Genomic DNA, 26,912 nt, shown 5'->3' with positions numbered 1-26,912 from the left:
ATTATAAATGCTTATTGATGCATTCATTAAAAATATATTATGCAATCGATTTGACAAATAATTTATTATCTATTACAATATAATTGTAAATTAAATATCAAATTCTTCAGGGCGGAGTGCAAGTCTCCACCGGCAGTAAAGTCTGCGAGCGTAAGCTGATTAGGCGTGATTCCTAAACCGACAGTTATAGTCTGGATGAGAGAAGAAGTATAAGGTAATACCGTGTGTATTACTTATAATCTCACTATTTAAGTCCCTGAGTTTAGGGGCTTTTTTAATTGCCTGAAGCTTATAAGGAGGCAAGATGAATGATGAAAAATTAATGAGAAGGACTTTCGAACTTGCAAAAAAAGGTGAAGGAAAAGTTCTAACAAATCCTTTGGTTGGAGCTGTAGTTGTAAAAGATGGAAGGATCATAGGAGAAGGTTATCACCATAATTATGGAAATATTCATGCAGAAAAAGATGCATTTAATAACCTTACTGAAGATGCCAAGGGTGCAAGCTTATACGTGAACTTAGAGCCTTGTTCTCACCAAGGGAAACAACCACCATGTGTTGATGAAGTTATAAGACAAGGTATTAGTAAGGTCTATATTTCAAATCTTGATACCAATCCTAAGGTAGATAGTATAGAAAAGCTTAAAGGCCATAATATAGAAGTTCATAGCGGCATACTTGAAGAAGAGGGGAAAAAGTTAAACGAAGTATTTTTTTATAATATGAAATATGATAGGCCTTTTGTTTCCTTAAAGTATGCCATGACTTTAGAGGGAAAAATTGCTTGTGCCAATGGTGATTCTAAATGGATTAGCAATGAAAAATCTAGAGAGTATGTCCACAAATTACGTAGCAAATACGATGCGATTATAGTAGGTAAGGCTACAGCTATACATGATAATCCTTCCCTTAATTCTAGAATAGAAGCTGGTATAGATCCTGTTAGGATAATAATAGATAGTAAACTAGAACTACCAATGGATTTAAAGGTATTTGATCTAGAGTCTGATAAAAAGACTTACGTAGCAACTTGTTCAGATAAAGAAAATCCTTACAAAGCAGATTTAATCAGATGTAAGGAAAAGAATGGACAAGTAGATATTAATGATTTACTAGAAAAGCTTTATGCTATGAATATAGGTTCAATATTAGTAGAAGGTGGATCCCATATAAATAATGCTTTTCTAGAAGCTGGTCTAGTAGACAGGATTTATGAGTTTATTAGTCCAAAAATCATTTCTGGGGAAAGGTCTATTTCTCCTTTTACTGGAAAGGGATGCGAATTTATGAGTGATGCTTATAATTTTGAGATAGAGGATATAAATAGATTTGATACTGACATTTTGATAGAGGCAAAGAATGTTCACTGGAATATCTGAAGAAATAGGAGAGGTTGTAGCTTTTACTCAAAAATCTGACCATGTAAGTGTAGAGGTTAAAGCAAGTAAAGTTCTAGATGGAATAAAGATGGGGGACTCTATAATGACTGATGGAGTTTGCCTAACTGTTACGTCTTTTACTGATAAATCTTATACAGCTGATATAATGAATGAATCCTTAAAAGTTACTAAATTTGATAGGTCTATCTTATTAAAAAAGGTTAATCTTGAAAGAGCTATGAGAATAAACTCTAGGCTTGATGGGCACATAGTTCAAGGTCATGTAGATGGTAAAGGAAGCATAATAGCTATAAATAAGAATGTATTTAGGATAAAGACAGATAGAGAAGTGTCAAAATATATAGTAAAAAAAGGATCAGTTGCCATTGATGGCATATCACTTACCGTATCAATGGTAGATAAGGATATTTTTGAAGTTTCTCTTATTCCAGAAACATTGGAAGCGACGACTTTTAAATACAAGAAGATAAATGATTCAGTTAATATAGAAACTGATATTATAGGAAGATATATAGAAAAATTGACAGAAGATAAAGAAAGGGTGGACAAAAACTTTTTATTAGAAAATGGTTTTTAAATATTATGGAAGAAATATTACAAGCACTAAGAAATAATGAAATAATAATAGTCACAGATGATGAAGATAGAGAAAATGAGGCAGACCTTATCTGTGCAGGTCAAAACGTAACAGGAGAGATGATCAATCTAATGGCTTGCTACGGGAAAGGGCTTATCTGTACACCTATTGGCAGCAAAGTTGCTGAAAGATTAAATCTAGAGCCAATGGTAGCTACAAATACTGACAATCATTCTACAGCTTTTACAGTGTCTATAGACCATGTTGATACTACAACAGGCATATCAGCATATGAAAGAGCAGACACTATCAGAAGCCTAAGTGAACTATCTACTAAGCCAAGTGACTTGAGACGACCAGGCCATGTATTTCCACTAGTTGCAAGAGAAGGTGGAGTTTTAGTTAGAGATGGACACACAGAAGCAACAATTGACCTTATGCAACTTGCTGGATTAGAAGAAGTTGGAATTTGCTGTGAAATAATGGCAGATGATGGCCATATGTTAAAAGGCCAAGCAGTTAAAGATCTAGCAGAAAAGCTTGGACTTAAAATGACAAGTGTTGAAGCCATAAAAGAATATAAGCTAGAAAAACTTCGTAAGGAAGAAATGTTAATAGAACAAACAGATGTTATAAATCTACCTACAGACTATGGAACATTTAAGGCTCTAAGTTTTCTAGATAAAGAAAATGGAGAAGAACATATAGCACTTATAAAAGGGGATATAAACAAAGAAGACGTTTTATGTAGGGTACATTCTGAATGTCTAACAGGAGATGTATTTGGATCACACCGTTGTGATTGTGGATCACAATTACATAAGTCCTTAGAAATGATAGAAAAAGAAGGATCTGGAGTTTTAGTTTATCTAAGGCAAGAAGGTAGAGGTATTGGTTTATTTAATAAAATCAAAGCCTACAAACTTCAAGAAGAAGGTTATGATACTGTAGATGCCAATATTAAGTTAGGCTTTCCTGCAGACATGAGAAATTATAAGGTGGCTGCAGATATTCTAGAAGAACTTGGGGTAAAATCTGTAAGACTTCTTACAAATAATCCTGATAAAATTGAGCAAATAGAAAAATATAATATAAAAGTAAATAATAGAGTTCCAATAGAAATTCATTCTAATGATATTGATAAAATATACCTAAAAACAAAAGCTGATAGAATGAGACATGACTTACAAGAATTTAAAGGAGCAAATTAATGAAAGAATATAGTGCAGAATTAACAAGTGTAGGCAAAAAATACGCAGTAGTAGTAGCAAGATTTAACCATTTTATAACAGATAGACTAGTAGAAGGATGTCTAGATACACTAAAAAGACATGGTGTAAAAGAAGAAGAGATAGAAATTATAAGAGTGCCAGGAGCATTTGAAATCCCACTAGCAGCTCAAAAAGCAAGTGAAAAAGACTACGATGCCATAATTACACTTGGAGCAGTCATTAGAGGAGATACGCCACATTTTGATTATGTATGTGCAGAAGTATCAAAGGGTGTAGCAAATGTAAGCTTAAATACTGAAAAACCAGTAATATTTGGAGTAATAACAACAGATACCATAGATCAAGCAATACAGCGAGCAGGTGTAAAATCAGGAAATAAGGGAAGCGATGCTGCTCTATCTGCTATTGAAATGGCTAACCTAATTGATATGTTTTAGAAAAGATATATGATAAATTTAAATTAATTTATGTAAAAAAAGAGCCAAATAGCTTTGCTTAAAAAGCTATATTTGGCTCTTTTGCCTTATATTTTATTCCTCCCTAAGTGCCTCGACAGGATCTTTCTTAGCTGCCATAGATGATGGTATGATTCCAGCTATTAGGGTTAGGACTACTGATATTAGTATTAGTATACCAGCAGCTTTTGCTGGTAGGGTGGATGTTATATAGTCTATTCCTGTTAGATTTCTTATAAGATTTGTGATAGGAATATTTATTAGCATAGTAAGTCCTATTCCTATTATTCCTGATAGTAATCCTATAATAAATGTTTCTGACATAAATACTTTTCTTATATCTTTTTTGCTGGCACCAATTGATCTTAAGATGCCTATTTCTTTAGTACGTTCTAAAACTGATATATAAGTTATAATTCCTATCATTATTGAAGAAACTACCAAACTTACTCCAACAAAGGCTATTAGCACATAGGAAATAGCATTAATTATATCTGTGATTGATTTTGTTATTAGTCCAATAATATCTGTATAGTTTATTTGCTCGTTTTCACTTTTACCTTGATTGTATTTATCTATTACATTTTTGATATTTTCACGATTTTCAAAGTTTTCTACATAAATGTCTATTTCTGCTGGTGCATCCTTGCTTACAACTCCTAGATCTTCTAAGTTTTTGTTGTAGGAATTGCCAGATAAAAACTCATCGTAAATATCAATTAGAGTATCTTTGTTGTTTTCCTCTAAAACGTATTGGGCAAGTTGGTTTTGATCTTTAATACCTACATTTTGCTTATTTTTATCTTGTGCTTGTATAAGACTTGGATTAATCATAGCTTGCTTTTGCATTTCTCCAGCTTTTTTTTGTGCTTGTTCTGCAATTTTTGGCTTATTTTTAACTATCCAAGTAGAAAAGGCTAATGAGTCTTTGTCATTTAAATTTTCTAGATAATATTTTGCTGCCTTTTGTTTGTCATCATCATTTTGTGCTTTAAATGGCAGATTATTTAGAATATTTTTGTCTTTGTCTGCTATTTGTGCTTTTACAATTTCAGATGCATTTGCGTGCTCTATCATCATATCAGTTAGACCTTCTGTAAATCCAATAGTACCATTTACAACTTGATTATCTTCATTAGTTTTTCTTTTTGCTATACCAACTATTTTTGCACTTACGCCATCTTTTACTATTTCATCTACTTTTATTTCATCATCTTTTATGTTTACAAAACTATCACCATTTTTTTCATAGTAATCGGAAGGGGATACTATTTTGTATTCATGGTCTAAAATATCAGATGATTTTATCCCGATTTCATCTAGGTTAACTTTTTCATTATTATCTAGTTTTGCAATAATATTTTTATAGTCTTTTGCTGGCAAAAATCCTAGTTCATACATATGAGATGTTAGGATTTCATTATTATAATCGGTAAATAACACTAGCTCATTGGATTTTTTTGGCCAGTGGCCATCTATTATTTCATATTCATCTGTTATTATTGGGCTAATACTCCTATCATCTTTGCTTATTAATTGAGTGAAATTTTTATTATCTTGGCTAGGCTCAAACATACTAGCAAATTCTGGACGATTATCCTCTTCAAAATCTTCTCCGTTTGTATTTACTAGCTCTCCTTTTGGATCTTTGGTAAATATATCAAAGTTCATATCATAAAGATAGCTAACAAAGTGCGGTCCTACATTTTTATTTAAATCGTCTTTGCTTTTTTCTATATATTTTTTAAAAGGGGTGAGATTATTTTCCTTTACATTTGAAGCAAAATCTGACCTACGATCCAAGATGAAGTTATTGGTGTATATTTTATTGTCCTTGTGATTTTTCTCTTCGGTTTTTGGTGGTGTTATAAGAGATGATATATTTACTGATTCTTTTTGTACTTGTATGGGATAAGCTTTTAAAGCTTTTCTTTGGCTATCAGCTATAAAATCATTGGCACCAGTAGATATTGATAAAATAAGAGCTATACCAATTATTCCTATAGATCCCGCAAATGCCGTTAAAATTGTTCTTGCCTTTTTAGTTAAAAGATTATTAAAAGAAAGGCTTATAGCTGTAGGCAATCCTAATTTTATTTTTCTTGTTTTAAAATTATCATTTTCATTTATTTCTTTATAAGGGTTGCTATCACCAATTATTTGTCCATCTTTTATGCGAACTATTCTTGTAGAATAAGTTTCTGCTAGTTCTGGATTGTGAGTTACCATTATTACTAGGCGATCTTTGGAGATTTCTTTTAATAATTTCATTATCTGCTGGCTAGTTTCCGTATCCAAGGCTCCTGTTGGTTCATCTGCAAGTACTATATCAGGATTATTTACCAAAGCTCTTGCAATGGCAACTCTTTGCATTTGCCCACCAGATAATTCTGAAGGTTTTTTATTAATATGTTTGCCAAGCCCCACTTTTTCTAAGGCTGCTATAGCTTTTTTCTTTCTTTGATCTTTGGAAACTCCAGATAAGGTTAGAGCAAGTTCTACATTTGATAATATGTTTTGATGGCTAATAAGGTTGTATGATTGGAAAACAAAACCTACTGATACATTTCTGTAATAATCCCAATCATTATCTGTAAAATTTTTAGTTGATTTATCATTTACTAAAAGGTCACCTGAAGTGTAGTGGTCAAGCCCACCTATTATATTTAACAAAGTGGTTTTACCACCTCCTGACTGACCCAAAATAGAGACAAATTCATTTTGCCTAAAAGATATGGAAATATTATCCAAAGCTTTTTGCTCAAAATCTCCCGTCTTGTAAATTTTAGATATATTTTTTAGAGTTAACATTTATTCCTTCTTTCTGTAATCAAAATATTATACCCTTAAAATTTGTCAAAAGTAAAGTAAAATATAATATACTTTAGAGGGGCAAATATGGGAGATTTAGTAGTTTATAAAGAGAATCAAATAGATATTATAAAAAAAATCACATATTATAAAAAACTTGGTATAAATGCTATTTTGCTAGATCCATTTATAAAATTAGATGAAGAAATTATAGGAAAAGTTCTATATATAAACTCTTTACTTGCAGATAAGAGCATAAAATTATTTGTAAAAATTGATATAAAAAAAATATCTAGCTTACTACTGGGCACTAAAGAAGAGGATTTGCATTGGAATGATCCTAAAATACGCAAGTCTTTTTATCAATTTATTAACTATTTGAAAAAACATGGTATAAGTGGACTTTACTTTAGTAATTTTGAAGATTTGTTTTTTGACAATTCAAGTTTTTATCTAAGAGAAATGAGCAAAAATATACTAGCTACGAATAAAATAACTTCTATTGTTGAAGTGGATTCGGATGATTTGAACTATCAAAATTACTTATCCCATGGAAAGAGTGGATTATTTTCATATGTATTTAATAAAAACTTAATTGACAATTCAAATGATTTTTTAGATAGCAAAAAATGCTTATCAGCTATACAGGATAGAAATATAAATCAAATATATACTACAGATAATAATTTAAAAAATTTTACAAATAATGAAAATTTCCCGTTTTTAACTAGCTCTTTACTTGCAGGAGTAAGTTTTCTTTTAAAGGGAGCGATTATTTTAAAAGATTTTGAGGAGCTAGGCATATTTTCATCTTCTAACTACAGCAATGATTATAAAGTTTTAGATCAAACTAATAAAACTTTTGAATTTTATCAAAAACTTATTAAAATAAAAATCCAAAAAGAGGCCATTATAGAAGGAAAATACAGGGAAATTTTTGATAAAGATCCTGATATATTCGCCTTTATAAGAACTTTTAAAAATAAGAAAATTATTGTATTCGCAAATTTTACTCAAAAGGAAATTCTTGCTGATATTAGATTTCATTTTATAGATAGAAATGATTTTCACTATTTACTTGGCAATTATGGTAGAAGAAAAATAGTTAAAAATTTATTACTTAGACCTTATGAATTTATAGCCTTTATAAAATGATTTGTAAATATATTGTATAAGTGAAATATTATATAAAAACATTGTATATTTTATGCTAAAGTGTTAAAATAATATCTGATAGATAAAATATATACAAATCAGGAGGAAATATATGCAATTTGTGGCTGTACTAGTGACCCTAGTATTGTTTTATGTACTCTATCAAATGAAAAAGCGTGGTATTTCATTTGGTGGCAGAGTAATAACAGGTACTATTGTAGGTCTTATTTTAGGATTTATTTTTAAAGACAATACCGAGTATGTATCTGTTTTTGGCAGTATTTATGTAAACTTGCTATACGCAATGGTTATTCCGCTACTTCTAACTACTATTATAAGAACTATGTTAAATACTGGTTCTCTTACAAAACTTAGATCAGTTGGTCTAAAATCAATTGGGATTTTAAGTTTGCACAATGTAATGGGTTCTATTGTAGGTCTTATTCTAGCAGTTGCTTTTAAAATTGGTCAAGGAGTACATTTTGATGTACCAGTAGATTCAGAAGTTAAGGAAGTGCCAACTGTTAGTGAAACTATTACTAACTTCTTCCCTTCAAATATAGTTTCAAATGCAGCTGAAGGTCAAGTTGTACCAATTATTATATTTTCCGTTTTAGTTGGTGTTGCTACTTTAAAATTAATTGAATCTGGCAAAGAAGAATCTGTTCGTCCTTTTGCTGAATTTATAAATTCTTTTGCAGAAGTTATTTTTAAATTAACAAGTATGATTACAAGCTTAACTCCATATGCAGTGCTTGCTTTAATGACAAATGCTGTTGGTAGAGTGGATTCTACAGCTATTGCACCATTTATATTAATTTTGGTATTAAACTATGTAGCATCAGTAATCCACACTTTCCTTGGAACAGGTATCCTTGTTTCTTCATTTGCAAAAGTAAATCCTATAGCGTATTTCAAAAAGGTATGGCCAGTAACAATGATTGGCTTTACAACTCAATCATCAATGGGAGCTATTCCTGCAAATGTTGAAAATCTTAGGGAAAAACAAGGTGTTGCTGAAGAAATAGCTTCATTTACAGCTCCACTTGGAGCAACCATTGGCATGCCTGGTTGTGCAGGATTTTGGCCAGTAATGAACGCGATTTTTGTTGCAAATATGATGGGACTTGGCTGGGGAGCAGGAGATTATGTAAAATTAGTTTTAATTGCTCTTTTAGTTTCCCTAGGAACAGTAGGAGTACCAGGAACAGCTACAATTACAACAACAGCATTATTTGCAGCTATGGGATTGCCACTAGAAATGGTAGTACTTCTTGCTCCAATTTCAACACTTGCAGATATGGGCAGAACAGCTACAAATGTAACAGCTGCAAACTCATCAGCACTTATAGTAGCAGCAAGTGAGGATAAATTAAATAGAGAAGTATTTAATAGAGCCTAACAAAAAATAAAAGCTTGGTTTTTACCAGGCTTTTTTTATTGTAAAAATTAACTTTTCTTGTAAAATAATCTTAACTATTTTAAGGAGAGTTTATGAAAATTTTAGTTTTTGGATTAGGCTATGTGGGACTAGCAAATGCTATTTTACTTAGCCAATCAAACGAAGTCATAGGGATAGAAACAGATGAAGAAAAAATAAATCTGATAAATCAAAGAAAATCTCCCCTAAATGACGAAATGATTATTGATTATTTAAATAATAAAGATTTAGATTTAATAGCTACAAAAAACTATGAGGATCATTTATTAGATAGTGATCTAGCAATTATTGCAGTACCTACAAATTATGATGAAAATACCAGATATTTTGATACAAGCTTTGTAGATGATGTAATAACAAATATAAAAAATGATAATGAAGATTTGCCAATATTAATAAAATCTACGATACCTGTAGGCTATACAAAAGGAAAAAGGGAAAAATTTGCCTGCCAAAATATTATATTTTCTCCAGAATTTTTAAGAGAGGGTAAAGCCTTAGCTGATAGTTTAAATCCTTCTAGGATAATTGTTGGAGATAAGACAGATATAGGCAAAAATATAGCTAATCTTTATAAAAAAGAATCTTTAAATGATACAGAAGTTTTATATATGGATTCTACAGAAGCTGAGGCAGTAAAGCTATTTGCTAACACTTATCTTGCTATGCGCGTATCTTTCTTTAATGAGCTTGATACATTTTCTGAAATGAAAGATCTAAATACTAAAGATATTATAGAAGGGGTTTCTGCAGATCCTAGAATTGGCAATTATTATAATAATCCTTCCTTTGGCTATGGTGGATATTGCTTGCCAAAAGATACTAAACAACTTTATGCAAACTTTGAAGACGTTCCTAATGCTATGTTTGGTTCTATAATTGAATCTAATAAGATAAGGAAAGACTATATTAGCCAAAGAATTTTAAGGGATAATCCTAAAATAGTTGGAATTTATAGACTTATTATGAAAAAAGATTCTGATAATTTTAGAAAATCAGCTATTTTTGATGTAATCAATAATATTAAAGATAAAACAAATGTAGTGATTTATGAACCCAATCTTGAAGGTCAATCTTTTGAAGGATTAAAAATTATAAATAATTTGGAAGAGCTCAAGAAATCAGACATTATTGTAGCTAATAGACTAGATGATGCACTAGAGGATGTTGCAGATAAAGTATACACAAGGGATATATTTAATAAAGATTAATTTTTGATAACACTGGGTATTATATTAAAAATTGATTGGGAAAGCAGGTGCTTCTATGACAGAAAAGAAAGAAAAATACATACCCTTGGTTCATTCAAAATTAAGGAAATCATTTATAAAAGTTCCAGAAGAAATTTATAAAGCATCTGGAATAGTAATATTTGAAAAACGTATCAAATCTTTATTATTTACAACAGACTTGGCTATTATAAGAAATACAAATGCAGATAGCATTATGGCAGTGTATCCTTATACACCTCAAAGCTCAATTTCAAATGCTATTTTAAATGTATCCAATGTACCATGTTTTATCGGCGTTGGAGGAGGGACAACTCAAGGATTAAGGTCCAAATATGTGGCAATTGATGCAGAATTATCAGGGGCTTATGGGGTAGTAGTTAATTCACCTATGCCTAATAAAGATTTAAAAGAAATTGCAAGTTTCGTCGATGTTCCAGTTATAGCAACCGTTACAAATTCAAAAGATGATTATATTGGCAAGATTGAAGCCGGAGCTGAAATTTTAAATATTTCAGGAGGGAAATATACTGCAGATTTAGTAGAGGAGGTTAGGAGCGAAATAGGTCCTAAATTTCCAATAATTGCAACGGGTGGCAAAACTGGAGAACAAATACTCGAAACTATAAATGCTGGAGCAAATGCTATTAGTTATACTCCACCATCCAGTTCAGAAGTATTTGGAGAAATGATGGATAAATATCGTAATCAAAATGTAGCACATTAATAAATAATTTAGAGATTCCAAGATAATTGGAATCTTTTTTTGAAAGGAAAAATTATGTATGAAGGTTATATAACAGATGTTAAGGGAATTAAAGTTGGTCATGCTGAGGATATCAAGGGAGGAACAGGTGTTACAGTTATAATTCCTCCAAGTGGAAATAGCTGTGCAGTAGAAGTCAGGGGTTCAGCTCCAGGTACACGAGAGACAGATTTACTAAATCCTGTTAATACTGTAGAAAGTGTTAATGCTCTTATTTTAAGTGGAGGATCAGCTTACGGACTCAATGCTTCTAGTGGTGTAATGCAAGCTTTAGAAGAAGATGGATTAGGTCTTGATGTAGGAGTAGGCATTGTGCCTATCGTTCCCCAGGCTGTATTATTTGATCTAGCATATAAAGATTACAAGTGTCGACCTGATAGTAATATGGGAAAACTTGCTTATAAAAATGCTGGCATTAATGAGAATCGCCAAGGAATAGTAGGAGCAGGAACAGGTGCTACTGTTGGAAAAATTTTAGGAATGGATAAGTCTATGAAATCAGGTTTGGGATCTGCAAGTATATGTCAAAGAAACTTGGTGGTTTCTGCTATGGTAGCTGTAAATGCATTTGGTGATATATATGATTACGAAAAAGGAAAGCAAATAGCAGGTCCTATTGATGATGGCAAAATAATAAAAACAGTTGATGTCATGGGCAAGATAATAAATGACTTTTCAGATTTAGCCGATAAAAATACTACGATAGGAATAGTTTCAACTAATGCTAAGTTTGATAAGACAAAACTTACAAAAATAGCGCAAATGACTCACGATGGTTTTGCTAGATCAATTAACCCAGTGCATACTGGTTTTGATGGAGATACAATCTTTGCACTTTCAACAAATGAGATAGAAGCTGATTTAAATATGGTGGGAGTTATGGCAGCAAATGCTATGAGTCGTGCTATAGCTAATGCAATATACGCAACAAATAAGAAAGAATCTATTGACTTAATATAGTATTGATAGTAAAATATACCAGTACACTCTACTCCGCAATAAATTAGCGGGGTCATAGACCATAGGGAGGTGAAAAAGAATGAACAATTACGAAGCAGTTTTAATTTTCAAACCTGACATGAGTGATCAAGATAGAACTGAACTATTTGATAGATTCAAAGCAATCATCGAAGAAAAAGGTGAAGTTACTAATGTTGATGACTGGGGAAAAAGAAGATTAGCATACGAAATTAATTATATCAGAGAAGGATATTATTATATCGTAGAGTTTAAATCTGAACCTGATCATATCAGAGAATTTGAAAGAAGACTTAGACTTTCAGATTTCATAATCAGATACATGGTTATCAGAAAAGAGGACTAATCTATGAATAGAGTTATACTTATTGGAAGACTAACTAGAGATCCCGAATTAAGGTATACTCAAAATAATCAGGCGGTCGCTACATTTACCCTAGCTGTTGATAAAAGAATGAGCAGGGAAAAAAGACAAGAAGCAGAATCTCAAAATCGTCCTACAGCTGATTTCATACGTATAACCGTTTGGGGTTGGCAAGGTGAAAATGCATCTAAATATTTAAGAAAAGGAAGTCAATGCGCTGTGGAAGGTAGCATCAATACTGGAAGCTATCAAGATAAAGAAACAGGCAAAACAGTCTATACAACTGATGTTTGGGCTAATAATGTTGAATTTCTAGGATCTAGAAGCGATAATCAACAAAATGGAAACTATAATGGATCTAATTATGGTGACAACCAAGATTACGGCAACAACAACTATTCCCAAACTGGTTATCAAAATAATAATTATAATAACAATAATGATTCTTATAATCAAAATCAATCAGGTTTTGATAGTAGTGATGATTTCTTTGATGATGATTTTACCGAAATTGAAGATGATGGCAGGATTCCATTCTAAAATATAAGGAAAGGAATATCATGGCAGGAAATAGAAGATATAAACCAAGAAAAAAGGTTGATCCATTTGTAAAAGATCCTTCTAAAGTTATCGATTATAAAGATACTGAAACTTTAAAAAGATTTATTTCTGATAGAGGAAAGATCTTACCAAGAAGAGTAACTGGCCTTAATGCAAAACATCAAAGAGAAGTAACTCGTGCTATTAAAAGAGCAAGACAAGTTGCATTATTACCATACGAAGAAAACTAAGAAAATTTTAATATAAAATACATTCAATAAGCAAATTAGATGCTAAGTGGTCATTTATAAGATTTCTGCTTAGCATCTTTTTTATTAAATTAATAATATATAAATTCTTATGTTATAATATATAAGAACAAAATTTATAAAGGAGGAAATATGTCAGTTGAGATTTTATCTCTAATAGTTGCCATACTAGCTGTATTATTTATGCTTTTTACTGTAAAAGCAAAGATAATGCCATTATCTGCTGGTAATGATCGTATGGTGCAAATCTCTAATTATATAAGAAATGGTGCAATGACATTTCTTAAAAGAGAGTACAAATTCATTGCAATATTTGTTGTTATAGTAGCAATCTTACTTGGAATATTTATAAATGTAAAAACTATGGTTTGCTACATCCTTGGTTCAGTTTTATCAATGCTTGCTGGATTTATAGGAATGAGAGTTGCTACAGCATCCAATGTTAGATGTGCCAATGAAGCAAAAGAAAGTGGTCAAAATGGTGCCCTAAAAGTAGCTTTCTCTGGTGGATCAGTTATGGGTATGGCTGTAACAGGATTAGGTTTTATAGGAATCATTTTAACTTACCTTTACTTTAAAGATCCAACTATCCTAATGGGATATTCTCTAGGTGCTTCATCAGTTGCTCTTTTTGCAAGAGTTGGTGGTGGTATCTATACAAAAGCTGCCGATCTTGGAGCTGACCTTGTAGGTAAAGTAGAAGCAGGAATCCCAGAAGATGATCCAAGAAACCCTGCAGTTATCGCTGATAACGTAGGAGATAACGTTGGGGACGTTGCTGGTATGGGTGCAGACTTATTTGAGTCATATTCAGGTGCTATAATTTCTTCAATGACACTTGGTGCAGTATATTTTGCAGAAGCTGGTGTAGGATTTACCTTATATCTAGCATCTATAGGTATACTTGCTTCAATAGTAGCATCATTAATATTCTTAGCAAGAGAACATAAAAACCCACAAAAATCTTTAATGGGAACATTATATATCTCAGGAATAATAGTATTAGTTGCTGCATTTATCCTATCAAATAAATATTTTGGTAACTATCAAGCTGCATTTGCAGTAATTACAGGTCTTGTTGCAGGTATTATTATAGGTCTTTTAACAGAAGTTTATACTTCAGATAAATATAAACACGTTAAACATATATCTAAAGAATCATCAACTGGTGTTGCTACAAACATCATTGCTGGTCTTTCAACAGGTATGCTTTCAACAGTATTCCCAATATTAGTAGTAGCAATTGCGATAATGCTTGCATTTAACCTTATGGGAGTATTTGGTATAGCACTTGCAGCTGTAGGTATGCTTTCAATTACTGGTATTACAGTAACAGTAGATGCTTACGGACCTATTACAGATAATGCTGGTGGTATAGCAGAAATGAGCTACTTACCAGAAAATGTACGTGATATTACAGATGGTCTTGATTCTATTGGTAATACTACAGCAGCTATCGGTAAAGGATTTGCTATTGGATCTGCAGCTCTTACTGCACTTTCACTATTTATTACTTATTCAGAATCAATTAACCTAGAAGAAATATCAATTCTAGATAGTAAAGTAGTTGCTGGTATGTTTATTGGTGGTATGCTACCATTTCTATTCTCAGCTCTAACAATGAACTCAGTAGGAAAAGCAGCAAGCCAGATGATAGAAGAAGTTAGGAGACAATTTAAAGAAGACGATCAAATCTTAGCTGGTAAAAAAGATCCAGATTATGAAAACTGTATTAGTATTTCAACAACAGCTTCACTTCAAGAAATGGTTGTTCCAGGAATACTTGCTATAGTAGTACCTATTATAGTTGGTAAGATCCTTGGACCATATGCTTTAGGTGGTCTACTAGCAGGTGCTCTTGTAACTGGTGTTATGATGGCAATCTTTATGTCAAATGCTGGTGGAGCATGGGATAATGCTAAAAAATACATTGAATCTGGTGTAGAAGGTGGTAAAGGATCTGATGCTCATAAAGCAGCAGTAGTAGGTGACACAGTAGGTGATCCATTCAAAGATACATCAGGCCCATCACTAAATATCCTTATCAAACTTATGACAATAGTGTCTGTAGTATTTGCAGGATTATTTGTTTAATAAAATTTTTAAAAACGGAGGAATTAATTCTCCGTTTTTTTTGTTTACTTAAGTAAGTAGATTTATAAATCTGATGGAAATAAAGATATCTTTTATTCATATAAAATAAGCAATATTAAATTTTGTAATAAACTTTATAAATCATTGTATCGGAAAATATTGAAAATTGATAATAAGAATTTATTATAAGTTATGTGAAAGCAATATTTATAAATGTAATTTTTAAAATAATATTAAATAGTAATTTTATTTGACAAAAAATATAAATGAGGTTATAATGCTCTTAATCAAATCATTAGTTTATAAAAGTGTTGAAGAGAAGAGTATCTATCCTAAAGCTTCAAGCGAGTCCTGGTTGGTGTGAGAGGATAAGTAGTAAGATAGAAAAAAGAACCTCTGAGCTTATGAGTCGATACAAGGAGATTCATACGGGAACTCCCGTTACAGAGTTAGAGTATGTTAGTACTTGATGAGGTTTATTTTGTGAAAAATAAATAAATATGGGTGGTATCACGAGCTTTCGTCCCTTTTGGGATGAAAGCTCTTTTTTATTACCCAAAAAGACACAGATAACTAAATTTGATAATAAATTATATGGAGGAAATTATGTTAAAAAGCGAATATGAAATTTTAAAAGAAGCAAACAAGGTAGTCCTAGCGTATTCTGGAGGTCTTGATACGTCCGTAATGGTAACTTGGCTAAAAGAACATGGAGTAAAAGAAGTTATTTGTGTCTCAGTTGATTTAGGTCAAGTAAAAGATCCAGATGCATTAGAAACTAAAGCTTTGGGATCAGGAGCTAGTAAGTTTTATAATATAAATGTTGAAGAAGAATTTATAGATCAATATGCCTTTAAATCATTAAAAGCAGATGCAAAATATGAGAATGTATACTTATTAGGAACAGCTATTGCTCGTCCACTAATTTCAAAAGTATTGGTAGATATTGCAAAAAAAGAAGAAGCTGAAGTTATAGTTCATGGTTGCACAGGAAAGGGAAATGATCAAATACGTTTTGAAGTATCTATAATGGCCTTAGCACCAGAAATTAAAGTAGTAGCACCTTGGAGGTTCTGGGATATCAAAGGACGTAGTGAAGAAGAAGCTTATGCTAAAGAGCATGGTATTGAGCTTAAAGTAACCAAAGAAGAAGATTATTCTATGGATGAGAATATCTGGCACTTATCACATGAAGGACTTGACCTAGAAGATCCAGCAAATTCGGCGGATTTAGAAAAAGTACTATATTGGGTAACACCGCCAGAAAAAGCAGCTGATAATGCAGAAGTTGTAGAATTAGAATTTGAAAAAGGTATCCCAGTCGCCTTAAATGGAGAAAAACTAAAAGGATTTGAACTGGTTAAGAAATTAAATGAGATAGCCGGTAAACATGGGATCGGTATTGATGATATAGTCGAAAGTAGGATGGTAGGTATGAAATCAAGGGGAGTTTATGAAAATCCTGCAGCATCTGTATTATACTTTGCTCATGAGAAGCTAGAAACAGTTACTATCCATCCTGATGCTTTACAATATAAGCAAAAGATGGCACATGATTATGCTGAACTAGTATATGCAGGAAAATGGATGACTCCACTTAAAGAAGCTATGGATGCATTTGTTGATGTAACCCAAGAAAATGTTACAGGTAAGGTTAAGGTTAAATTATACAAGGGAAATATGCAACCTGCTGGAATTACTGCAAAAAATTCTCTATATTTAGAGGAATATGCAACATTTGAGGAGGATGATGTATACAATCAATCAGATGCTACAGGCTTTATAAACTTATTTGGCCTAAGTTCAAAAATATACTCTAAAGCAATTCAAGAAAGTGAAGATAAATAATATGAAACTTTGGAGTGGAATGTTATCAGGCGATTTAGATAATATTGCAGAAGAACTTAACTCATCCATAAAAGTAGATAAGAGATTGGTCTTTGATGATATAAAAGGATCAATTGCACATGTCAAAATGTTAGAAAAAACTAATATCCTTAAAAGTGAAGAAGCAGAAACTATTATCAATGGTTTAGAATTAATTAATAGAAAGTTGAAGTCAGGTGAAATAGAAGTAGATGAGTCTAGTGAAGATATTCATACTTTTATAGAAGCTACTCTCATAAATGAAATTGGAGATCTTGGTAAAAAAATGCATACTGCAAGATCTAGAAATGATCAAGTAGCAACTGATCTTAAGCTTAACCTTAGAGATGAGTGCGAGATTATCGAAAATATCTTAAAAGATTATGTTAAAACCCTTTGCTTATTAGCTGAAAAAAATACTGATTCTATTATGCCAGGCTATACCCATCTTCAAGCAGCTCAGCCTGTAACATTTGCTCATCATCTTATGGCCTATACTATGATGGGACTTCGTGATATTGATAGAATTAAAGATTATAAAAAAAGACTTAACTCGTCTCCGCTTGGTGCTTGTGCTCTAGCAGGCACATCCTATCCTATTGATAGAGAATTTAGCGCAAGAGAACTTGGTTTTGATAGTATAATGCAAAACTCTATGGATGCAGTCAGTGATAGAGACTATGTATTGGAGTTAGAATCTGTCTTATCTATTATAGCTATACATTTATCAAGACTATCAGAAGAGTTAATAATTTGATCATCTCAACCTTTTGGTTTTGTAAAAATTGATGATATGTACTCAACAGGATCATCAATCATGCCTCAAAAGAAAAACCCTGATATGGCTGAACTTTTAAGAAGTAAGCCAGCAAGAGTTATAGGAAATATGAATCAGTCATTTATTATGATGAAAGGTATTCCTTTAGCCTATGCTAAGGATATGCAGGAGGATAAAGAGGCTATATTTGATAGTATAGATACAGTAAAAATATCCTTAAAGGTTATGAAAGGTCAAATGGATACTTTGACTGTTAATAAAGACAAAATGTTAAGAGCCTGTAAGGAAGGCTTCCTAAATGCTACTGACGTAGCAGACTATCTAGTAAATAAGGGTCTTGCATTTAGAGATGCTCATCATATATCTGCTAGACTTGTAAAATATGCTACAGATAACGGTATAACCTTAGAAGAAATTGATTTGAATACTTACAAATCAGAATCAGATTTATTTGAAGATGACATTTATGATAATATAGATATAGTAAAATGTCTTAACTCAAGAAATTCTTTAGGGGGACCTGCTAAAGGAGAAGTTAAAAGACAAATAGATTATGTCTTAGATGAGCTTAAAAATAGTTAGATAAAATGGAGTTAGAATGAAAAACAAAATAAAGAGTGTATTTGCATTTTTACTTATAATGGTAATATTATTACCATTTAAGTCAAATGCAGAAAAAGAAGTTATAGACTTTGGAACAAGTGCGGATTTTCCACCTTATGAATACTATGAAGGCGACGAAATCGTTGGTATAGATCCTGACATATTAAAGGCTATAGGAGATTATATGGGAGTTGAAGTAAAGCTTCACGATATGGACTTTAATACTATAATAGCAAGCATACAATCAGGAAAAATTGATGGTGGAGCAGCAGGCTTTACAGTAACTGAAGAGCGTAAGAAATCAGTAAATTTTACTGATTCTTTTGCAAAGACAAGTCAAGTTATTATTATAAAAAAAGATTCTGACATAAAAGAAGTAGAAGATTTAGAAGATAATAAAACCATAGGTACTCAGCTTGGAACAATAGGTGACACCCTAGCAAAGGATGACTTTGGAGAAGAAAATGTTAGTGCCTTTAATAAAGTTCCTGATGCTATTTTGTCCCTAAAGTCTAATAAGATTGATGCTATTATATTAGATAAACATTCTGCAGAAAATTTTCTAAATGCAAATAAAGACCTACAAATTATAGATACACCTTACCTTGAAGAAGAATATGCAATAGCTATTAGTAAAGATAACCCAGAATTATTAGAGAAAATGAATGAAGCTATATCAGCACTAAAAAAATCAGGGAAAATAGATAAGATAATGGATAAATATCAAAATTCAGAAACTTCTGAAGAATCTAAAGGTCTATTTGGAAGATTTAAGAGTACTATTATAGACAATGGAGCTTATAAATATTTAATAGATGGATTAAAAATTACATTAACAGTAACATTTTTTGCACTTATCATATCTTTTGTCCTAGGTTTAATAATAGCTCTTGTTAGAGAGGCGAATATAAATATGGATACTTCTAGTAAAGGTTTTGGTAGCATATTAATAAAGATACTTGATAAGATATTTGGTCTTTTTATATCTATAATTCGCGGTACGCCATCTACAATCCAATTGCTTATAATGTTTAATGTAATACTAGTAAACTTAGATAATTTAATGCTTGTAGCAATTATATCTTTTGCTCTAAATTCATCTGCTTATATGGCAGAGTTGTTTAGAGGTGGTATAAATTCTGTAAGCAAAGGAGAAAAGGAAGCAGCAAGAAGCCTTGGCTTAAGTAGTTTTCAAACTATGAAAAAGGTAGTTATGCCACAGGCTGTCAAAAATTCACTACCTGCACTTGGAAATGAGGTAATCACCTTGTTTAAAGAAACCTCAATAGCTGGTTTCATAGGACTTGCTGATCTAACTCGCGGAGCATCTATTGTAATAAGTCAAACATTTGATGCAGCCACAGCATACTTTTCAGCTGCTTTTATATATCTATTAATAGTATTGATAATAGAAAAAATCTTCAAACAATTGGAGAAAGGACAAATATATGCTTAAAGTGAAAAAATTAGAAAAATTATATGGAGACCTTAAGGTTTTAAAGGATATAAATCTAGAAGTATCCGAAAATGATGTCATATCAATTATTGGGCCTTCAGGCTCTGGAAAATCTACCTTTTTACGTTGCTTAAATCTTATAGAAAAACCAACAGCAGGGGATATTTATTTTGAAAATAAAAAAATAAATGACAAAAACATAGATATAAACAAACTCAGAGAAGAAATTGGTATGGTTTTTCAAAACTTTAATTTGTTTTCCAATATGACTATAATAGAAAACTTAACACTTGCACCAGTTATGAGAGGAAAGATGAAAAAAGATCAAGCTATAAAAGAAGCATCAGATCTCTTAGATAGAATAGGGCTTTTAGATAAAAAAGACAATTATCCATCAAGCCTTTCCGGTGGTCAAAAACAAAGAGTAGCCATAGCAAGAGCACTTATGATGAAACCAAAGCTTATGCTATTTGATGAGCCAACTAGTGCTCTTGATCCAGAAATGGTTGGTGGAGTTTTGGAACTTATGAGAGAACTTGCTGAAGAAGGTATGACAATGATCGTAGTAACCCATGAGATGGGTTTTGCTAGAGAAGTTTCAAATAGGGTTATATTTATGGATGGCGGATATATAGAAGAAGAATCGGATAATCCTGATGAATTTTTTACAAATCCCCAAAATGAACGTAGTAAACAATTCCTATCACAAGTCTTATAAATGTTTTTACATTTATTTGACTTATGAAAAAAATGGGAGTATATTAAATAAGTATTTTATGCAGGATTGGCGGAATTGGCAGACGCGCAAGACTAAGGATCTTGTGACCGATTTTAGGTCGTGGAAGTTCAAGTCTTCTATCCTGCACCAACAATTATAAGGGTGGATTATCCACTTTTTTTTTGCTTAAAATTAGGAACTTTTGTTATAATTATTACTGAGGTTAAAATGAACAGAAAATGTTTTGCGAAAATAAATCTTAGCTTAGATAGCTTATACTTAAGGAAAGATGGATATCATGAGATAGATACTATAATGGCTCGTATAAGCTTATTTGATGAACTTAAAATTAATAAAAGCTCAGATAGTAGTTTTCACTATATATCCAACCTACCAGATATCTGTAGTTTAGAGGACAATTTAATTTTCAAAGCCTGGAATATTTTAAAAGATAGAGTAGATAATCCAGGAATAGATGTCAAACTTAATAAAAAAATCCCTATAGCAGCAGGACTTGCAGGTGGTTCAACTGATGCGGCTGAAATGATTAAGTGTCTAAACGAACTTTGGAAACTTGATCTAAGCAAAAAAGAAATGATGGATATAGGAGCAAGGCTTGGAGCAGATATACCATTTTTCTTTGAAGAAAAAATGGCTAGAGCTAAGGGCGTAGGTGAAAAAATCTATCCCTTTAAGAATAGACTTAAAATGAAAATTCTTATTATAAATGATGGGACAGAGATCTCCTCAGCTTTCGTATATAAAAATATGAAAGATTATGGTCACATAGAAAACAATAAAATTGTAGAGGGACTTAAGGATGGTAATAAGAAAATTATAGATGACTTTGAGAATGTTATGGAGGATGTTATATTTGAGAATTATCCTCATTTAGAGAAAATCAAAGAAAATCTTTTAGAACTGGGAGCTAACAAAACTTTAGTAAGTGGTAGTGGAGCTAGTATTTTTGCAATATTCTTTGATGATAGTTTATACGAAAATGCATATAAGGTTTTATCTAATAAATATAATATTGTAGAGAAAGTAGAGCTTATAGATGACTAATATAGGAGTTTTTGATACAGGACTGGGTGGTCTTAGCGTATTAAGTGAACTTATTAAAAAAAAGAATGCAAATTACTTTTATCTTGGAGACTCAAAAAGAGCACCTTATGGTTCGCGAGATGAGGATGAAATTATAAAATTTGCTGATGAAATAGTTAATTTTTTAGAAGAGTATGATATAGATGAGTATGTTATAGCATGTAATACTATATCAGTTATAGCTACAGATTATCTAAGTGAAAAGTATAAGAAGAAATTTTATCCAATTCCAATTTATGGAATAAAGCAGGCAAGTAAATACTCAGGAGACTTTATTGTCTTAGGAACAGAAACAACAGTAAATAGTCACTATTATAAACATTATTTAGAAACTCCTGGTAAGTCAAAAGTTTATGAAGTAGCAGCTAGGAATTTAGTACCTCTTATAGAAGAAGGAATAATAGAAGGAAAAGAAATTGATGATAACTTAAAAAAATATCTATCAATAGCTAATGAAAAAAAGATTCCTAATCTGATTTTAGCTTGTACCCATTACCCTATTATAAAGGAGGCAATAAAAAAGAACTTAACTTATAATGCAAATATAATTAATCCTGCAACATGTCTTGCTAGCGAGGTTAATTTTTATGAGACTGAGAAGAATAATATAGATATATTCTTTACAGAAATAAATGATTCTACAAAAATTATAATAGATAAATTTATAGATACTGACTACAGCTTAAAACTAAAGGAGATATAATTGATTTACGCAGTAATAGATATCGGTTCAAATACAGTAAGACTTTCTGTTTATAAAATTTCTGAGGATAAGGTGATTAATCTTTTTAATGAAAAAGAGCAAGCATCATTAAGGTCTTATGTAGATAATGGTTCTTTAACAGAAAAAGGAATAGACAGACTTATTAGTACTCTTAGGAAATTTAAGCTGGTGGTAGATAACTTTGGAGATATAGATGAGCTTCATCCTTTTGCAACGTCAACTATAAGAGATGCGGCAAATAGGACAGAGATACTTAAAAGAGTAAAAGATGAATTAGATCTAGATATTGAAATTATAAGCGGAGAAGAAGAAGCTAAACTTTCCTTTATAGGAGCTAGCTCATCAGTGGATGTTTCTCGAGGTGTTCTTACAGATATAGGTGGTGGGTCTTCGGAAGTAGTAATCATTGAACAAAGTAAGGTCATAAAATCAACATCATTAAATATCGGCTCCCTTTCTGCTTTTAATGATTATGTAAATGGCTTATTTGTTAGCAAAGATGAGAAAAAAGCAATTGATAGTGAAGTAAAATCATTATTAGAATCAAGTAAGTTATATAGGGAAGATCATGACTTATTGTGTGCAGTGGGTGGATCAGCCAGAGCTAGTCTTAAGTACTATAACGAATATTATGATTTGGACTCATCAAATACTGTTATGGATGCTAGTAAATTTAATAGTATGCTAAAAGAAGTCATAGATAAGGAACCTAGAGTAATATTGGATTCTATCCTTGCAGTTAAACCCGATAGGGTACATACATTATTACCTGGTATGGCAATACTTAATCGCTTATGTAAATATTTTTATTGTGAAAAAATTAGTATTAGCCAAACTGGGGTAAGAGAAGGGTATGTATATAGTAAACTATTAGGAAGGAATAATTAATCATGCATGACATATCTTTTACTCAAAATAGAGAACTATCTTGGTTAAAATTTGACCAGAGAGTTTTAGAAGAAGCCAATGATAAAGACGTAGAGGCCCTTGAAAGATTAAAGTTTTTTTCAATATTTGATACCAATCTTGAAGAATTCTTTATGGTGAGAGTTGGAAGTTTAACAGATTTTAAAAATTTAAAGAAAAAGCCAATTGATAACAAATCAGGACTTACTAGTGATGAACAAATAGAAGCTATACTTCGTGAATGTTTAGACTTATATCGCAGGAAAGATCAAGTATATAATCAAATTGTAGATGAGTTAAAAGTAAATGGTATAAATCTACTTAAAGTATCTGAACTAAATGAGAAAGATAGAAAATATGTTGAGTATTACTTTAATACTAAGATAGAACCTATTTTAAATTTTCAAGTTGTAGATAGAGTTCATCCATTTCCAAGATTGCCGAATCTCGCCTTGTATGTAGTATTTTCATTAATTACTAATAAGGAAGATAAAAGTAAACATGTAGGTTTGATTCAGGTTCCAGATAAGATTAAAAGATATTTAAAAATTAATGATACAAGCTTTGTATTTATAGAAGATATAATTAAAGAGTTTGGTGACCAAGTTTTTGAAGGCTATGGTGTAGAAAATAGATATACCATATCTTTAACTCGTAATACAGACATAAGTTATGACGACGATGACTATGATATAGATCAAGATTTTAGAGACTATATGAAAAGTAAACTTAAGAAAAGGAAGAGACTTCATCCAGTAAGACTTGAAGTTGATACGGATCTTGATGATGATTCCATAAAGTTTTTGACAGCTCAATTTGATCTTGATAAAGAAAATATATTTGTAACTAAGTCATTAATGCAGGCAGGATTTTTATTTGGACTAGTAGATGATCTTCCAGAAAATATAATAGCAAAGCACACTTACGAACCTTTTTATCCACAACAATCAGTCATGGTCGATGATAATAAGAAAATGATCGATCAAATTAATAAAAAAGATATTATACTCTCATATCCTTATGAATCTATGGATCCAGTTATAAGACTTCTTGAAGAAGCAGCTGATGATGAAAATGTCGTTTCTATAAAGATAACCCTATACAGAATTGCAAGTGATAGTAAAATTGCAAAAGCACTTATAAAAGCAAGCGAAAATGGCAAAGATGTAATTGTTCTTATGGAGCTACGCGCAAGATTTGATGAAGATAACAATATATTATGGTCATCAAGATTAGAAGATGCAGGATGCAAAATTCTATATGGTTTTGATAATTACAAAACGCACTCGAAAGTATGTTTGATAACAAGAGTTGATAATGATGGAAATATTAACTATATTAGCCAAGTAGCTACAGGAAATTATAACGAAAAGACAGCTAAGCTTTATACTGACTTTTCTCTAATGACATCAAATGAGGCAATCGGACAAGATGCTAAAGACTTATTTGATAATATTATGCTAGGTAATTTAGAGGGTGAATATAACAATCTGCTTGTTAGTCCTAAGTCTATGCAAGAAGGACTTGATGAATTAATAAATGAGCAAATAGAAATTCAAAGAACAAGTGGAGAAGGTTATATAAGATTAAAGCTTAATTCTATATCCGATAGAAAACTAATAGATAAATTATCTGAAGCATCTAATGAGGGTGTTGAGATAGTAATGCTTGTAAGGGGTATATGTTGCATACTTCCAGGTATAAAAGATCGTACAGAAAATATACAAGTATATTCACTTGTAGGAAGATATTTAGAGCATCATAGAGTCTATCAATTTGGAAGAGCTGATAATTGTAAATTATATATATCTTCTGCTGACTTTATGACAAGAAATATAAGAAATAGGATGGAAGTTGCAGTTCCAATCTATGATGAATTCATCAAAAAACGCATATTAAAATTTATGGATGTAATGTTATCAGATGATGTAAAGATTAGAAGACTGCTTCCAAATGGAGAATATACAAAAGTTCAAAATATTCATAATATCAATGCTCAAGTAAAACTTGTAGAGGATGCTAAAAAGCGTACAATTGAAGCCAAAGAAGCCAAATCATTACAAAGAATAGCTAATAAAAATAGAAAACGTAATGAAGAAATAATGAGCGAAGAAAGAAAAAAATTAGTAAAAGAGAAAAATTATTTCCAAAGAATCATAGATATCTTCAGAAGATAAATATAATTATAAAAAAATGCCTAAATCGATCCTATGGATCGATTTTTTTTTATAAAAGTAAGTGATTTCTAGGTTTAGCCCTATTAATTTATTATAAAACATGCTATAATGAAACTAAGTAATAAAAGATTCATCTATATTTAAAATTGAAATATATTTTATGATGAAAACTTTATTTTCCCACAGTCAATACAACTATATTATTGAAATAAATGAATAGGAATTTTTATGTCTAACAAAGGTATCAGAGAAAAGAAGAGAAAACAAGAACGCAAAAGAAAAGCTCGTAACAAGAAAATTTTTAGAGGCTCAGCTTTGGCAATTACTGCTGCAGCAATATTTAATTTTGGAATTAAAAGTAACAATGATGACTTTAAGATCACAAGACCTTCAGAATATAGGCAAGCTGCTGGTAATTTTAGTGAACTAGAAGAAGAAACAAAAGAAGAAACAAATGATAAAATTCATGTAGCTACTCAAGCAGGTTTTGATGATGCAAATGTAGATAAATCTCATGCAATAGAAGATGATAAATATCAAGATAAACTTATATCCTACGTCTTGTGTGAGCAAACACAATATGCCTACCAATACCCCAATGATTTTTCAAAGACAGAAAAGTACATAACAAAGGGATCATATATACCATATTATGGCACTGAGAATGGATTTTCCAAAGTCAAAATTGATGATACCTATTATTATGTAAACAAATTTGGCTTAGCAAAGCTTGATGATGATAAACAAATAAAGATTGTAAATGGTCTATGTTATGTGAGTAAAGAATATCCTCTTCCAGCTGACTTTAATCCAGGAGTAGATAAGACAGCAAGAAGATCTTTTGAAACAATGAGACAAGATATGGCTAGAGACGGCCTAGATATTAAGATTGCTTCAGATTATAGGGATTATGATCTTGAAAAAAGAATGCACGAAGCTAACGAACCGGATAGCTCTCTTCCTGGCGAAAATGAACATCAAACAGGTCAAGCATTTGATTTTTTTACAGAAGGTAGCAAATATAACGATAAATTTGAAAAGACTGCCCAATATGAATGGCTATCAAAAAATGCTTATAAGTATGGATTTATAGAACGTTATCCAAAGGGTAAAGAAGATAAAACTGGTCATGAGGCACAATCTTGGCATTTTAGATTTGTAGGTGTAGAAAATGCCAAAGAAATATACGAGAATGACCTTACATTAGAAGAATATTTAAAGCTTAAATAATTTACATAAAAATTATTTAAAGTAAGATAATATTATTACT

General features: G+C 31.3%; 23 protein-coding genes, 1 tRNA gene, 1 pseudogene, 1 riboswitch and 1 other annotated feature. Of the genes and pseudogenes, 24 read left to right on the top strand and 1 reads right to left on the bottom strand.

Annotated features, from left to right (window positions below; genetic code table 11):
* Positions 1 to 98 precede the first annotated feature (98 nt).
* Positions 99 to 211, top strand: a riboswitch (FMN riboswitch).
* A gap of 93 nt (positions 212 to 304) precedes the next feature.
* From ribD to ribE, 4 genes are read left to right on the top strand one after another with little or no spacing between them, the layout of a single operon-like run.
* Complete coding sequence (gene ribD / locus ABXG81_RS06780; RefSeq protein WP_353528611.1) at positions 305 to 1,378, top strand: bifunctional diaminohydroxyphosphoribosylaminopyrimidine deaminase/5-amino-6-(5-phosphoribosylamino)uracil reductase RibD; 1,074 nt, start codon at positions 305 to 307, stop codon at positions 1,376 to 1,378.
* Positions 1,359 to 1,976 carry a riboflavin synthase gene (locus ABXG81_RS06775; RefSeq protein ID WP_353528609.1) on the top strand — a complete coding sequence of 206 codons (618 nt, stop codon included), beginning with the start codon at positions 1,359 to 1,361 and terminating at the stop codon, positions 1,974 to 1,976. Before ribD ends, ABXG81_RS06775 begins: the two co-directional genes overlap by 20 nt.
* A gap of 5 nt (positions 1,977 to 1,981) precedes the next feature.
* Entirely contained in the window at positions 1,982 to 3,187 is a 1,206-nt protein-coding gene (ribA, locus tag ABXG81_RS06770; protein ID WP_353528607.1) for a GTP cyclohydrolase II, read from the top strand.
* On the top strand, positions 3,187 to 3,645 hold the full coding sequence (ribE, locus tag ABXG81_RS06765) for a 6,7-dimethyl-8-ribityllumazine synthase (RefSeq protein WP_353528605.1): 459 nt from the start codon (positions 3,187 to 3,189) through the stop codon (positions 3,643 to 3,645). Before ribA ends, ribE begins: the two co-directional genes overlap by 1 nt.
* A 93-nt stretch (positions 3,646 to 3,738) precedes the next feature.
* On the opposite strand, the gene ABXG81_RS06760 is transcribed toward ribE, so the two are convergent.
* Positions 3,739 to 6,474 carry an ABC transporter ATP-binding protein/permease gene (locus tag ABXG81_RS06760; RefSeq protein ID WP_353528604.1) on the bottom strand — a complete coding sequence of 912 codons (2,736 nt, stop codon included), beginning with the start codon at positions 6,472 to 6,474 and terminating at the stop codon, positions 3,739 to 3,741.
* A gap of 87 nt (positions 6,475 to 6,561) precedes the next feature.
* Between ABXG81_RS06760 and ABXG81_RS06755 the strand changes: the two genes are divergently transcribed.
* From ABXG81_RS06755 to ABXG81_RS06660, 20 genes and pseudogenes are all read left to right on the top strand, one after another.
* On the top strand, positions 6,562 to 7,629 hold the full coding sequence (locus ABXG81_RS06755; RefSeq protein ID WP_353528602.1) for a hypothetical protein: 1,068 nt from the start codon (positions 6,562 to 6,564) through the stop codon (positions 7,627 to 7,629).
* A 112-nt stretch (positions 7,630 to 7,741) separates the two neighbouring features.
* Complete coding sequence (locus tag ABXG81_RS06750; RefSeq protein WP_353528601.1) at positions 7,742 to 9,031, top strand: dicarboxylate/amino acid:cation symporter; 1,290 nt, start codon at positions 7,742 to 7,744, stop codon at positions 9,029 to 9,031.
* A 92-nt stretch (positions 9,032 to 9,123) separates the two neighbouring features.
* Complete coding sequence (locus tag ABXG81_RS06745; protein WP_316122375.1) at positions 9,124 to 10,281, top strand: nucleotide sugar dehydrogenase; 1,158 nt, start codon at positions 9,124 to 9,126, stop codon at positions 10,279 to 10,281.
* A 55-nt stretch (positions 10,282 to 10,336) separates the two neighbouring features.
* Positions 10,337 to 11,026 (top strand): hydrolase, encoded by a 690-nt coding sequence (locus ABXG81_RS06740; RefSeq protein WP_117522109.1) that lies wholly within the window; start codon positions 10,337 to 10,339, stop codon positions 11,024 to 11,026.
* A gap of 54 nt (positions 11,027 to 11,080) precedes the next feature.
* Entirely contained in the window at positions 11,081 to 12,025 is a 945-nt protein-coding gene (locus ABXG81_RS06735; RefSeq protein WP_117522108.1) for a P1 family peptidase, read from the top strand.
* 79 nt (positions 12,026 to 12,104) lie between these two features.
* A complete protein-coding gene (gene rpsF, locus ABXG81_RS06730; RefSeq protein ID WP_353528600.1) occupies positions 12,105 to 12,389 on the top strand; it encodes a 30S ribosomal protein S6 in 285 nt (94 codons plus the stop codon).
* A 3-nt stretch (positions 12,390 to 12,392) separates the two neighbouring features.
* A complete protein-coding gene (gene ssb, locus ABXG81_RS06725; RefSeq protein ID WP_209814560.1) occupies positions 12,393 to 12,947 on the top strand; it encodes a single-stranded DNA-binding protein in 555 nt (184 codons plus the stop codon).
* A gap of 20 nt (positions 12,948 to 12,967) precedes the next feature.
* Positions 12,968 to 13,198 carry a 30S ribosomal protein S18 gene (rpsR, locus tag ABXG81_RS06720; protein WP_117522105.1) on the top strand — a complete coding sequence of 77 codons (231 nt, stop codon included), beginning with the start codon at positions 12,968 to 12,970 and terminating at the stop codon, positions 13,196 to 13,198.
* A 150-nt stretch (positions 13,199 to 13,348) separates the two neighbouring features.
* Positions 13,349 to 15,310, top strand: coding sequence for a sodium-translocating pyrophosphatase (locus ABXG81_RS06715; RefSeq protein WP_117522104.1), 1,962 nt, complete (start codon positions 13,349 to 13,351; stop codon positions 15,308 to 15,310).
* Positions 15,311 to 15,612: 302 nt separating this feature from the next.
* Positions 15,613 to 15,841 (top strand) — a binding site (T-box leader).
* A gap of 75 nt (positions 15,842 to 15,916) precedes the next feature.
* Positions 15,917 to 17,158: an argininosuccinate synthase gene (locus ABXG81_RS06710; protein WP_117522103.1), complete on the top strand. Its 1,242-nt coding sequence runs from the start codon at positions 15,917 to 15,919 to the stop codon at positions 17,156 to 17,158.
* 1 nt (position 17,159) lies between these two features.
* Positions 17,160 to 18,047, top strand: a pseudogene (gene argH, locus ABXG81_RS06705) (argininosuccinate lyase); the annotation flags it as partial.
* 15 nt (positions 18,048 to 18,062) lie between these two features.
* Entirely contained in the window at positions 18,063 to 18,536 is a 474-nt protein-coding gene (locus ABXG81_RS06700; protein WP_353529248.1) for a hypothetical protein, read from the top strand.
* A 16-nt stretch (positions 18,537 to 18,552) separates the two neighbouring features.
* Positions 18,553 to 20,013: an ABC transporter substrate-binding protein/permease gene (locus ABXG81_RS06695; RefSeq protein ID WP_209814564.1), complete on the top strand. Its 1,461-nt coding sequence runs from the start codon at positions 18,553 to 18,555 to the stop codon at positions 20,011 to 20,013.
* Positions 20,006 to 20,731 (top strand): amino acid ABC transporter ATP-binding protein, encoded by a 726-nt coding sequence (locus ABXG81_RS06690; RefSeq protein ID WP_353528598.1) that lies wholly within the window; start codon positions 20,006 to 20,008, stop codon positions 20,729 to 20,731. Before ABXG81_RS06695 ends, ABXG81_RS06690 begins: the two co-directional genes overlap by 8 nt.
* Positions 20,732 to 20,791: 60 nt before the next feature.
* Positions 20,792 to 20,881, top strand: a tRNA-Leu gene (locus ABXG81_RS06685).
* Positions 20,882 to 20,959: 78 nt separating this feature from the next.
* Positions 20,960 to 21,796 (top strand): 4-(cytidine 5'-diphospho)-2-C-methyl-D-erythritol kinase, encoded by an 837-nt coding sequence (ispE, locus tag ABXG81_RS06680; RefSeq protein ID WP_353528597.1) that lies wholly within the window; start codon positions 20,960 to 20,962, stop codon positions 21,794 to 21,796.
* Complete coding sequence (gene murI / locus ABXG81_RS06675) at positions 21,789 to 22,538, top strand: glutamate racemase (protein ID WP_288223194.1); 750 nt, start codon at positions 21,789 to 21,791, stop codon at positions 22,536 to 22,538. The genes ispE and murI overlap by 8 nt, the downstream gene beginning before the upstream one ends.
* Positions 22,539 to 23,447 (top strand): exopolyphosphatase, encoded by a 909-nt coding sequence (locus ABXG81_RS06670; RefSeq protein ID WP_353528596.1) that lies wholly within the window; start codon positions 22,539 to 22,541, stop codon positions 23,445 to 23,447.
* A 2-nt stretch (positions 23,448 to 23,449) separates the two neighbouring features.
* Positions 23,450 to 25,642 carry an RNA degradosome polyphosphate kinase gene (locus ABXG81_RS06665; RefSeq protein ID WP_288223195.1) on the top strand — a complete coding sequence of 731 codons (2,193 nt, stop codon included), beginning with the start codon at positions 23,450 to 23,452 and terminating at the stop codon, positions 25,640 to 25,642.
* 228 nt (positions 25,643 to 25,870) lie between these two features.
* Positions 25,871 to 26,872 (top strand): M15 family metallopeptidase, encoded by a 1,002-nt coding sequence (locus ABXG81_RS06660; RefSeq protein WP_117522095.1) that lies wholly within the window; start codon positions 25,871 to 25,873, stop codon positions 26,870 to 26,872.
* Positions 26,873 to 26,912: the final 40 nt, after the last annotated feature.

This window comes from Anaerococcus nagyae, assembly GCF_040364225.1.
In the GTDB taxonomy this organism is placed as follows: Bacteria; Bacillota; Clostridia; order Tissierellales; family Peptoniphilaceae; genus Anaerococcus; species Anaerococcus nagyae.
Note: the sequence above shows the minus strand (reverse complement) of the source record. Positions and strands in the feature narration are given on the sequence as shown.

Bases quoted from the DNA above. Each gene is read 5' to 3' on its own strand.
- rpsF (WP_353528600.1), top strand. From the start codon at position 12,105: ATGAACAATTACGAAGCAGTTTTAATTTTCAAACCTGACATGAGTGAT.
- rpsR (WP_117522105.1), top strand. From the start codon at position 12,968: ATGGCAGGAAATAGAAGATATAAACCAAGAAAAAAGGTTGATCCATTT.
- ispE (WP_353528597.1), top strand. From the start codon at position 20,960: ATGAACAGAAAATGTTTTGCGAAAATAAATCTTAGCTTAGATAGCTTA.
- ABXG81_RS06750 (WP_353528601.1), top strand. From the start codon at position 7,742: ATGCAATTTGTGGCTGTACTAGTGACCCTAGTATTGTTTTATGTACTC.
- ABXG81_RS06740 (WP_117522109.1), top strand. From the start codon at position 10,337: ATGACAGAAAAGAAAGAAAAATACATACCCTTGGTTCATTCAAAATTA.
- murI (WP_288223194.1), top strand. From the start codon at position 21,789: ATGACTAATATAGGAGTTTTTGATACAGGACTGGGTGGTCTTAGCGTA.
- ABXG81_RS06775 (WP_353528609.1), top strand. From the start codon at position 1,359: ATGTTCACTGGAATATCTGAAGAAATAGGAGAGGTTGTAGCTTTTACT.
- ribA (WP_353528607.1), top strand. From the start codon at position 1,982: ATGGAAGAAATATTACAAGCACTAAGAAATAATGAAATAATAATAGTC.
- ABXG81_RS06690 (WP_353528598.1), top strand. From the start codon at position 20,006: ATGCTTAAAGTGAAAAAATTAGAAAAATTATATGGAGACCTTAAGGTT.
- ribD (WP_353528611.1), top strand. From the start codon at position 305: ATGAATGATGAAAAATTAATGAGAAGGACTTTCGAACTTGCAAAAAAA.
- ABXG81_RS06665 (WP_288223195.1), top strand. From the start codon at position 23,450: ATGCATGACATATCTTTTACTCAAAATAGAGAACTATCTTGGTTAAAA.
- ABXG81_RS06760 (WP_353528604.1), bottom strand. From the start codon at position 6,474: ATGTTAACTCTAAAAAATATATCTAAAATTTACAAGACGGGAGATTTT.
- ABXG81_RS06715 (WP_117522104.1), top strand. From the start codon at position 13,349: ATGTCAGTTGAGATTTTATCTCTAATAGTTGCCATACTAGCTGTATTA.
- ABXG81_RS06735 (WP_117522108.1), top strand. From the start codon at position 11,081: ATGTATGAAGGTTATATAACAGATGTTAAGGGAATTAAAGTTGGTCAT.
- ABXG81_RS06695 (WP_209814564.1), top strand. From the start codon at position 18,553: ATGAAAAACAAAATAAAGAGTGTATTTGCATTTTTACTTATAATGGTA.
- ABXG81_RS06710 (WP_117522103.1), top strand. From the start codon at position 15,917: ATGTTAAAAAGCGAATATGAAATTTTAAAAGAAGCAAACAAGGTAGTC.
- ABXG81_RS06745 (WP_316122375.1), top strand. From the start codon at position 9,124: ATGAAAATTTTAGTTTTTGGATTAGGCTATGTGGGACTAGCAAATGCT.
- ABXG81_RS06660 (WP_117522095.1), top strand. From the start codon at position 25,871: ATGTCTAACAAAGGTATCAGAGAAAAGAAGAGAAAACAAGAACGCAAA.
- ssb (WP_209814560.1), top strand. From the start codon at position 12,393: ATGAATAGAGTTATACTTATTGGAAGACTAACTAGAGATCCCGAATTA.
- ribE (WP_353528605.1), top strand. From the start codon at position 3,187: ATGAAAGAATATAGTGCAGAATTAACAAGTGTAGGCAAAAAATACGCA.
- ABXG81_RS06755 (WP_353528602.1), top strand. From the start codon at position 6,562: ATGGGAGATTTAGTAGTTTATAAAGAGAATCAAATAGATATTATAAAA.
- ABXG81_RS06700 (WP_353529248.1), top strand. From the start codon at position 18,063: ATGAATCAGTCATTTATTATGATGAAAGGTATTCCTTTAGCCTATGCT.